The organism is Streptomyces sp. NRRL B-24085, from assembly GCF_001282115.1.
Lineage (GTDB): Bacteria > Actinomycetota > Actinomycetes > Streptomycetales > Streptomycetaceae > Streptomyces.
In genome coordinates this window covers 1-8700 of record NZ_LJBR01000263.1, presented here as the reverse complement: position 1 = coordinate 8700, position 8700 = coordinate 1, and the positions used below count along the sequence as shown (strand labels likewise).

Sequence of the window (8700 nt, the reverse complement as noted above, 5' to 3'; positions counted from 1 at the left end):
GTCCCACCCCCAGAAGACCGCCCCGCTCACCGCGACGACGATCCGCAGCTCGGAGCGGCTGAACCGGACGACACCCCCGCCCGGAGCCGGCTCCGCGTCCTGGACCGGCCCCGGCACCCGCGCCCGCTCGGCCCCCCGCGCCGGCAGCCCCACCGCGTCGGTGCGCCTCCTGCGCCACGCGGCACGCACGGTACGCAACCCCTGGGGCGCCCCCGCCGAACCGACCGCCTTCACCGAACGCACCAGGTCACGACCGTTCATGCTGCTCACCCTGCCACTCACTGCCCCACCCGTGCGTGCCGTTCAACTGCCGTTCACCCGTGCCAGGGCCACATCTTCACGACACGGACTATGTGGGGCGCACCCTGGCGTAGAAGTTGATCACATGGCATCGTCCCTGTCAGCCGCGTCACGCGCACACCCCTGGCCCGTGCGCGGGAGACGCACACGACGCGCACAGTCCGGGAGCCCCCATGCCGACCGAGAATCCCCAGCCGCTCTGGCAGCCAGATCCGCAGCGCATCGCCAGGTCCCAGGTCACCAGGTTCCAGGCGTGGGCGGCCGAACACCACGGCGCCCCGGCCGACGGCGGCTACCCAGCCCTCCACCGCTGGTCCGTGGACGCGCTGGAGCCGTTCTGGGAAGCCGTCACCCAATGGTTCGACGTACGGTTCTCGACGCCCTACGCGCGCGTGCTCGGCGACCGCTCGATGCCCGGCGCGGAGTGGTTCCCCGGCGCCACCCTCAACTACGCCGAGCACGCCCTGCGCGCCGCCGGCACCCGGCCGGACGAACCCGCCCTCCTGCACGTCGACGAGACCCATGAGCCGACCCCGGTGACCTGGTCCGAGCTGCGCCGCCAGGTGGGCTCCCTGGCCGCCGAGCTGCGCGCCCTCGGCGTCCGGCCCGGGGACCGCGTCAGCGGCTACCTCCCGAACGTCCCCCAGGCCGTCGTCGCCCTCCTCGCCACGGCCGCCGTGGGCGCCGTCTGGACCTCCTGCGCCCCCGACTTCGGCGCCCGCAGCGTCCTGGACCGCTTCCAGCAGGTCGAACCGGTCGTCCTGTTCACCGTCGACGGCTACCGCTACGGCGGCAAGGAGCACGACCGCCGCGAGACGGTCAGCGAACTCCGCCGCGAACTGCCCTCCCTGCGTGCCGTGGTCCACATCCCGCTCCTCGGCACGGAAGCCCCCGAGGGCGCCCTGGAGTGGGACGCCCTCACGCGCGCGGACACGGAACCGGTCTTCGAGCAGGTGCCCTTCGCGCACCCCTTGTGGGTCCTCTACTCCTCGGGCACGACGGGCCTGCCCAAGGCGATCGTCCAGTCCCAGGGCGGCATCCTCGTCGAGCACCTCAAGCAGCTCGGCCTGCACTGCGACCTGGGCCCCGAGGACCGCTTCTTCTGGTACACCTCCACGGGCTGGATGATGTGGAACTTCCTCGTCTCGGGCCTCCTCACGGGCACGACCGTCGTCCTGTACGACGGCAGCCCCGGCTACCCCGACACGGGCGCCCAGTGGCGGGTCGCCGAACGCACGGGCGCCACCCTCTACGGCACCTCGGCCGCGTACGTCATGGCCTGCCGCAAGGCCGACGTGCACCCGGGACGGGACTTCGACCTGTCCAAGGTGCAGTGCGTGGCCACCACCGGCTCCCCGCTGCCGCCCGACGGCTTCCGCTGGCTGCACGACGAGGTCCGCGAGGACCTCTGGATCGCCTCCGTGAGCGGCGGCACGGACGTGTGCTCGTGCTTCGCGGGCGCCGTACCGACCCTGCCCGTGTACATCGGCGAGCTCCAGGCGCCGAGCCTGGGCACCGACCTCCAGTCCTGGGACCCGAGCGGCAAGCCCCTGATCGACGAGGTCGGCGAGCTCGTCGTCACCAACCCCATGCCCTCGATGCCGATCCACTTCTGGAACGACCCCGACGGCAGCCGCTACCACGACAGCTACTTCGACACCTATCCCGGAGTGTGGCGGCACGGCGACTGGATCACCCTCACCTCGCGCGGCTCGGTCGTCATCCACGGCCGCTCCGACTCGACCCTCAACCGCCAGGGCGTCCGCATGGGCTCCGCCGACATCTACGAGGCCGTCGAGCGCCTTCCCGAGATCAGGGAGTCCCTGGTCATCGGCATCGAACAGCCCGACGGCGGCTACTGGATGCCCCTGTTCGTGCACCTGGCCCCAGGAGCCGTCCTCGACCAGGCACTCCTAGAGCGCATCAAGCAGACCATCCGCGAGAACCTCTCGCCCCGCCACATCCCGGACGAGGTCATCGAGGTCCCCGGCATCCCGCACACCCTCACCGGCAAGCGCATCGAGGTCCCCGTCAAGCGCCTCCTCCAGGGCACCCCGCTGGAGAAGGCGGTCAACCCCGGCTCCATCGACAATCTCGACCTGCTGCACTTCTACGAGGACCTGGCCCGCAAACGCGCCTGAGGGAGCCGGTCACCCACCGTAGGTGGCCTCGGACTCGCCGAGCACACCGGCGAAGTCCGAGGCCAGCCGCGCCGCGTCGGCAGGCTCCAGTTCGGCGGCCGTGATCCGCACACCAGGACCGGCCGCGAGCCGGAACCGCGCCCCGGCGGCGACCCACCAGCCGTACGACCGCAGCCCGTTCACCACGGCCGACTCGTCCCGCACGGGCACCCACACGTTCATCCCGCTCGCCCCGTGCGCCTCGATGCCCCGGTCGCCGAGCTCCCGCACAAGCGCGTTCCGGCGCGACGCGTAGGTCTCCTGGGCACGCGCGACCAACGCGCGCGTGCTCTCGTCGGTGAGAAGTCCGTGCACGGTCTCCTGGAGCAGATGACTGACCCAGCCGGAGGTCAGCAGCAGCCGCCCGTCGTGCCGGGCCAGTGTGGTCGGATCACACGCGGCCGCCGCCCAGCGCAGATCCGTCCCCAGGAACTTGCTCACCGTCCGCACATGCACCCAGCGCGACAGCCCACCGCCGGTCAGTGTCCGCAGCGGGGCGTCGGCGACGGCGGAAGCGTGGTCGTTCTCCACGACCAGCACCTCGGGATGCTCCCGCAGCACGTCCAGCAACGCGTCCCGGCGCCCGGCCGAGAAACGGCCGCCGTACGGATTCTGCCCCCGCGGACTGCACACGAGCGCCCGCGCGCCCGCGCGCAGAGCCGCACGCACGGCCTCGGGCGACACTCCTTCGTCGTCGACGGCGACGGGGACCATGCGCAGCCCCAACGCCGTGACCAGGTCCAGCAGATGGTGGTAGCCGGGATCCTCCATCGCGACGGCGTCGCCGGGCCGCAGCTCGACGGAGAGCAGCCGCCCGATCAGATCGAGCGCCCCGTGCGCGAACGTCACCTGCTCCACGGGCACGCCGTCAGGCGCCAGCCACGCGCGCACGGCCTCCTCGAGCCGCGCCAGCCGGGGCGTCGAGCGGTGCGAACGGGCGCCGGGGGACAGCCGCGAAGGCGGCACCAGACCGGGCAGCAGCCGTGGATCGGGATGACCGCCCGCCAGGTCCCGCAGTCCCTCGGGCACTTTGGGCGGCCTGCGTGACGCCACCGCGGGAGCCGGCGCCACGACGGTCCCGCCGCGTCCCCGGGTGACCACGATCCCGCGCTGCCGCAGCTCCCTGTACGCCGTGGCGACCGTCCCCGGGCTCACGCCGAGGTCGTCCGCGAGCCGCCGCACCGGAGGCAGCGCGGCCCCCGGCACCAACACACCCTCGGCCACGGCCCGTTCGACGGACGCGGCAATCCCCTTGGCTGTCGTACCACTGATCCCATATTGTGTTGCCACGTTACGAAGTATGTATCAGTACATAAATGAAAAGCAGGCGGGCAAGGGGAGCAGTGCATCCGACACGGCGCGCGGCAGCATGGGCGAAGAGCGTTCCGGGAGGCAGCGACGGGCGCAGAATGCTCGCCATCGCGCTCGTCGACCGCATCGGCAGCGGCCTGTGGGCCTCCGTCTCCGTCCTGTACTTCACCTACGTCTCCGACCTCTCCGTGGCCCAGGTCGGCACACTCGCCGCCGCCGCGGGCGCCATCGGCATCGCTGGCGCGCCCTTGGGGGGCAAGCTCGCCGACCGGTTCCCCCTCACCCGGATCCTGCTGATCGTCCAGCTCGTGCGCGCCGTCGCCTCCTGCGCCCTGCTCACCACGCAGAACTACGCCCTGCTCATCGCCTTCTCGGCGGTGGGCGGCCTCGGCGACCGCGCCGCGAGCATCCTCACCAAGCTCTACGCCACCCGGGTCGCCGGCCCGGACCGCGTCCGCTACCAGGCCTTCCACCGCACCGTCGCCAACGCGGGCTGGGCCCTGGGAGGCCTCGCTGCCGCAGCGGCCCTGACCCTCGGCACCACCACCGCCTACCAGTGGCTCCTCGCCGGCGACGCCCTGTCCTTCGTCGCCTCAGCACTGCTCACCCTGCGCTGCGGCGAACCCCCGTCCCCCTCCCGCACGGTCGTCACGTCGAAGCACCCGGCCCCCGCCGCCGGACCGGCGAACCCCTGGCGCGACCGGACCTATCTCGCCTACGTCGCCACCGAGACCGTCCTCTTCCTCGACGACGCCGTGTTCAAGGTCGGCCTGCCCCTGTGGATCGCCCACGCGAGCAACGCCCCGAACGGTCTGGCCCCCCTCCTGATGGTCCTCAACAACGTCATGGTCGTGGCCCTCCAGGTCCCCCTCGCACGGTTCGGCACCACCACGGCCGCCGCCCGGAAGCTGCTCCTGCCGCTCTCCGTCACCTTCGCCCTGGGCGGTGTCGCCATGGCCCTCGCTGCCACGGGCGGAACCCTCACCGCCACCGCGCTCCTCACGGCCGCCGCAACGGCCTTCACGACGGCCGAGATGCTCCACGCCACCATTTCCTGGGAACTCTCCGTCGCCCTCGCCCCCGACACCGCGCAGGGCGCCTACCTCGGAGTCCACGGCCTGGCGCAGGCCGTACAGCGCACCTTCGGACCACTCGCAGTGACCGCAGCCATCGCCACCGGCCCGGCAGGATGGGCTCTCTTCGGCACAGCCATCGCTCTGACCTGCACAATCCAGCACCGACTGGTCCGCGGACGCCTCACCCAGCCCTCAGTGTCAGTGCCGCCGATTACTGTGAGTGAGCATTGATCGACTGCGCACAGGGGGAAACATGGCGCACACCGACCACCACACGATGCGACGCGTCCTGCGCCGCGAAATCGCCGGCACCATCGGCCTGCTCACCGACGAACACGACTTCCACGCCATGCGGCGCTACCGCACCTTCACCTTCGACGACCACGCCACCTACCTGAAACAGGTCGAAGAGCTCCTGCGGACCCGCGCAGCACAGGGCAGCCACACCACCGTCGCCCTCTTCGACCCCCAGCAGTACGCCGAGTTCTGCAAGGACACGGGCCTCGACCCGGACATCCCGTCCAGCCGCACACGCTTCACCGCCGAACTCGCCGGCACCGGACCGACGGTCCCCTACGAGGGCCAGCCCCTCACCGACCTCCTGCCCGCCCTCGTGGACGAGGCCGTCCGACAGGCCACATGGGAGTACGCGACCACGCTCCTCGCCCGCCTCGGCGCCTGCGGTACCTGCGGAGAGGACATCGGCCGCGCGGCCTTCACCCGCGCCTCGGACCTCCTCCTCCGGATCCTCGAGTCAGCCCTGCCGGGCGAACACCACCTTGTCTGCAGCATCACCGGCACCCCGGAGACCCTCGTCGCCGTCCTCCACTCCGACGAGAACATCGACGGAGCCGTACGACTCGACGAAGCCGAGGCCCTCGAATTCACCACGGTCCTCGCCCTCGGCATCGCCACCCGCAGCCCCGGCGGACTCGTCATGCGCACCAGCGCCCGAGGAACCACCGACCGCGTCTACGGCTGGCGCCTGCGCGGCGACGGCCTCGAACCCCTCACCGCGGGAGAGGTCTTCGACGCCTACTGCACCGACGTCGACTCCGGCGATTTGATCGGCCCGGAGTCGGACGTCGACTACTGCGTGCCTCCCGACCTGGGCCCGGAGGGACAGACGCCGCGTCACAGTCACTGAACACGAGGAGGGCGCCCCACCCACAGGTGGAGCGCCCTCCGGAAACCGTCGGCCGTCGGCCGGAACCGGTCCGACTACTCGCCGGACAGCACCGCCTGAGCCGCGGCGCGCGCCTCCTCGGCACTGTCGGCGGCCCGCGCCGCTGCGGCGGCACGCTCGCACTGCGCCAGCGTGTACTTCGCCAGCGTCGTCCGCACATAGGGAATGGACGCCGCACCCATGGAAAGGGAGGTGACACCCAGACCAGTCAGCACACAGGCGAGCAGCGGGTCGGACGCGGCCTCACCGCAGACACCACAGCTCTTGCCCTCGGCCTTCGCCGCCTCGGCGGACAGCGCGACCAGGTCGAGCAGCGCGGGCTGCCAGGGATCCTGCAGTCGGGACACCGCACCCACCTGACGGTCGGCGGCGAAGGTGTACTGCGCGAGGTCGTTGGTCCCCAGCGACAGGAACTCGACCTCCTGCAGGATCGACCGCGCCCGCAGCGCGGCCGAGGGAATCTCCACCATCGCACCGAACTTCGCCCGCAGCCCTGCCTCCCGGCACGCGTCGGCGAACGCCTTGGCGTCGGCACGGTCCGCCACCATCGGGGCCATGACCTCGAGGTACACCGGCAGTCCCTCGGCCGCCCTCGCGAGCGCCGTGAGCTGGGTGCGCAGCACCTCCGGGTGATCGAGCAGCGCGCGGAGACCGCGCACACCCAGCGCCGGGTTCGGCTCGTCGGACGGGGTCAGGAAGTCCAGCGGCTTGTCCGCACCAGCGTCCAGCACCCGGACGACGACGCGCCCCTCGGGAAACGCCTCCAGCACCTGCCGGTACGCCTCGACCTGCTTCTCCTCGGACGGAGCGTTCTTGCTGTCGTCGAGGAAGAGGAACTCGGTACGGAAGAGACCGACACCCTCGGCCCCCGCCTCGACCGCCGCGGGCACGTCCGCCGGACCACCGACGTTGGCCAGCAGCGGCACCTTGTGACCGTCGGCGGTGGCACCCGGACCCGTGGACGCGGCGAGCGCGGCCTTCCGCTCGGCGGCGGCGGCCTCCAGCTCGGCCTTCTTCTCCTCGCTCGGGTTCACGAAGATGTCACCCGTGCTGCCGTCGACAGCGATGACCGTGCCCTCGGCGAGCTCACCGGCACCCGGCAGCGCCACGACGGCCGGCACCCCGAGCGCCCGCGCCAGAATCGCACTGTGGCTCGTCGGCCCGCCCTCCTCGGTGACGAACCCGAGCACGAGCGTCGGGTCCAGCAGAGCGGTGTCGGCCGGGGCGAGATCACGCGCCACCAGAACATAGGGCTCGTCACTGTCCGGGATACCCGGCATGGGCACCCCGAGCAGACGGGCGACGATACGATTCCGCACGTCATCGAGGTCGGCGACGCGTCCGGCGAGGTACTCACCGGCACCCGCCAGCAGCTCCCGGTACGCGGCGAACGCGTCGTACACGGCACGCTCGGCCGTGCTGCCGACGGCGATACGCCGGTCCACGTCCGCCATCAGCTCGGGGTCCTGGGCCATCATGGCCTGCGCCTCAAGCACCGCCTGGGCTTCGCCCCCGGCCAGATTGCCGCGCGCCATCAGGTCGGCCGCCACAGCCTCCACCGCCTTGCGGGCGTGCCCCTGTTCACGCTCCGCGTCCTGCGCCGGAATCTGCTTGGCAGGCGGTTCCAGGACCGCCGTTCCCATGTGCCGTACCTCGCCGATCGCCACACCGTGGCTCACGCCGACGCCTCGCAGCGTTGTCTCCATCTCACCCGTCTCCGATAGTGCGGCGGGTCCCGCCGCCGCGATGGTTGTCGTCCCTACTCGCCGTCGTACGACGGCACTGACGTCACTTCCAGGTGAAGAGACTGTCGCCGGCCTTCACATCGCCGTCGTCACGGAGCTCGGAGAGGGCCTCGGCCGTGGCCTCCAGTGCCACGACGGGGCAGACCGCGGATTTGCCGGCGGCCTCGACGGCGGCCGGATTCCAGCGCACGATCGCCTGACCGCGGGTGACGGTGTCGCCCTTGCTCACCAGCAGCTCGAAACCCTCGCCGTTGAGCTGCACGGTGTCGATGCCGAGGTGGACGAGGACGCCGTGTCCCTGCTCGTCCACGACGACGAAGGCGTGCGGGTGGAGAGAGACGATCACACCGTCGACGGGCGCGACGGCCTCGGACGGTTCACGTACGGGGTCGATCGCCGTACCCGGGCCGACCATGGCCCCGGAGAAGACCGGATCCGGCACGGCGGCCAGTCCGATGGCGCGTCCTTCAAGAGGGGACGTCACGGTGGTCATGGGAAGCCTCCCAGGGGTGGAGCTGGGTATATGGGCCGTCACTGCCTGTCTTGGACGGCTCTGTCCAGCAGCGTATGTCAGATGAACTGAGGGTTCCGCACGGAAGATACCGGCTGGTGGTCTAGACCACCAGTCCAAGCGATTTGCAAGGCGTTCGAGGCGGCGTGTACAGTCGTACTCCTGCTTGGGGCTGAGCGGCGCGGTCACGTGCCCTGGCCCGGCAGCATCCAACTTGTCAGACCCCAACTCGGGATCATCTTCTGCATGCCTGCAGGACGGTGGTCAGAGGGCCGGAAAAACACTGATAGAGTTTGGAACACCGAAGGGAAGCGCCCGGAGGAAAGCCCGAGAGGGTGAGTACGAAGGAAGCGTCCGTTCCTTGAGAACTCAACAGCGTGCCAAAAATCAA

6 protein-coding genes and 1 pseudogene are annotated in these 8700 nt (G+C 71.0%); 3 read left to right on the top strand and 4 right to left on the bottom strand.

Annotated features, from left to right (window positions below):
• Positions 1-261 (bottom strand): annotated as a pseudogene (locus AOJ26_RS26950) (glycosyl hydrolase); the annotation flags it as partial.
• Between the two features lie 212 nt (positions 262-473).
• On the opposite strand from AOJ26_RS26950, the gene AOJ26_RS26945 reads away from it, so the two are divergent.
• The gene (locus tag AOJ26_RS26945) at positions 474-2441 is read left to right on the top strand and encodes an acetoacetate--CoA ligase (RefSeq protein ID WP_053850948.1); all 1968 of its coding nucleotides are present in this window, start codon (positions 474-476) and stop codon (positions 2439-2441) included.
• A 9-nt stretch (positions 2442-2450) separates the two neighbouring features.
• Here the strand turns inward: AOJ26_RS26945 and AOJ26_RS26940 are convergent, their stop codons facing one another.
• Positions 2451-3770, bottom strand: a complete 1320-nt coding sequence (locus AOJ26_RS26940; RefSeq protein WP_053850947.1) for an aminotransferase class I/II-fold pyridoxal phosphate-dependent enzyme — start codon at positions 3768-3770, stop codon at positions 2451-2453.
• Between the two features lie 119 nt (positions 3771-3889).
• Here AOJ26_RS26940 and AOJ26_RS26935 point away from each other — a divergent pair, with 119 nt between their 5' ends.
• Positions 3890-5098 carry an MFS transporter gene (locus AOJ26_RS26935; protein ID WP_053850946.1) on the top strand — a complete coding sequence of 403 codons (1209 nt, stop codon included), beginning with the start codon at positions 3890-3892 and terminating at the stop codon, positions 5096-5098.
• A 22-nt stretch (positions 5099-5120) separates the two neighbouring features.
• Entirely contained in the window at positions 5121-6014 is an 894-nt protein-coding gene (locus AOJ26_RS26930; RefSeq protein WP_053850945.1) for a hypothetical protein, read from the top strand.
• 74 nt (positions 6015-6088) lie between these two features.
• Here the strand turns inward: AOJ26_RS26930 and ptsP are convergent, their stop codons facing one another.
• Both ptsP and AOJ26_RS26920 read right to left on the bottom strand, forming a co-directional pair.
• Positions 6089-7759: a phosphoenolpyruvate--protein phosphotransferase gene (gene ptsP / locus AOJ26_RS26925; RefSeq protein WP_053850944.1), complete on the bottom strand. Its 1671-nt coding sequence runs from the start codon at positions 7757-7759 to the stop codon at positions 6089-6091.
• A gap of 82 nt (positions 7760-7841) precedes the next feature.
• Positions 7842-8291, bottom strand: coding sequence for a PTS sugar transporter subunit IIA (locus tag AOJ26_RS26920; RefSeq protein WP_053850943.1), 450 nt, complete (start codon positions 8289-8291; stop codon positions 7842-7844).
• Positions 8292-8700 lie beyond the last annotated feature (409 nt).

Bases quoted from the DNA above. Each gene is read 5' to 3' on its own strand.
- AOJ26_RS26920 (WP_053850943.1), bottom strand. From the start codon at position 8,291: ATGACCACCGTGACGTCCCCTCTTGAAGGACGCGCCATCGGACTGGCC.
- AOJ26_RS26930 (WP_053850945.1), top strand. From the start codon at position 5,121: ATGGCGCACACCGACCACCACACGATGCGACGCGTCCTGCGCCGCGAA.
- ptsP (WP_053850944.1), bottom strand. From the start codon at position 7,759: ATGGAGACAACGCTGCGAGGCGTCGGCGTGAGCCACGGTGTGGCGATC.
- AOJ26_RS26945 (WP_053850948.1), top strand. From the start codon at position 474: ATGCCGACCGAGAATCCCCAGCCGCTCTGGCAGCCAGATCCGCAGCGC.
- AOJ26_RS26935 (WP_053850946.1), top strand. From the start codon at position 3,890: ATGCTCGCCATCGCGCTCGTCGACCGCATCGGCAGCGGCCTGTGGGCC.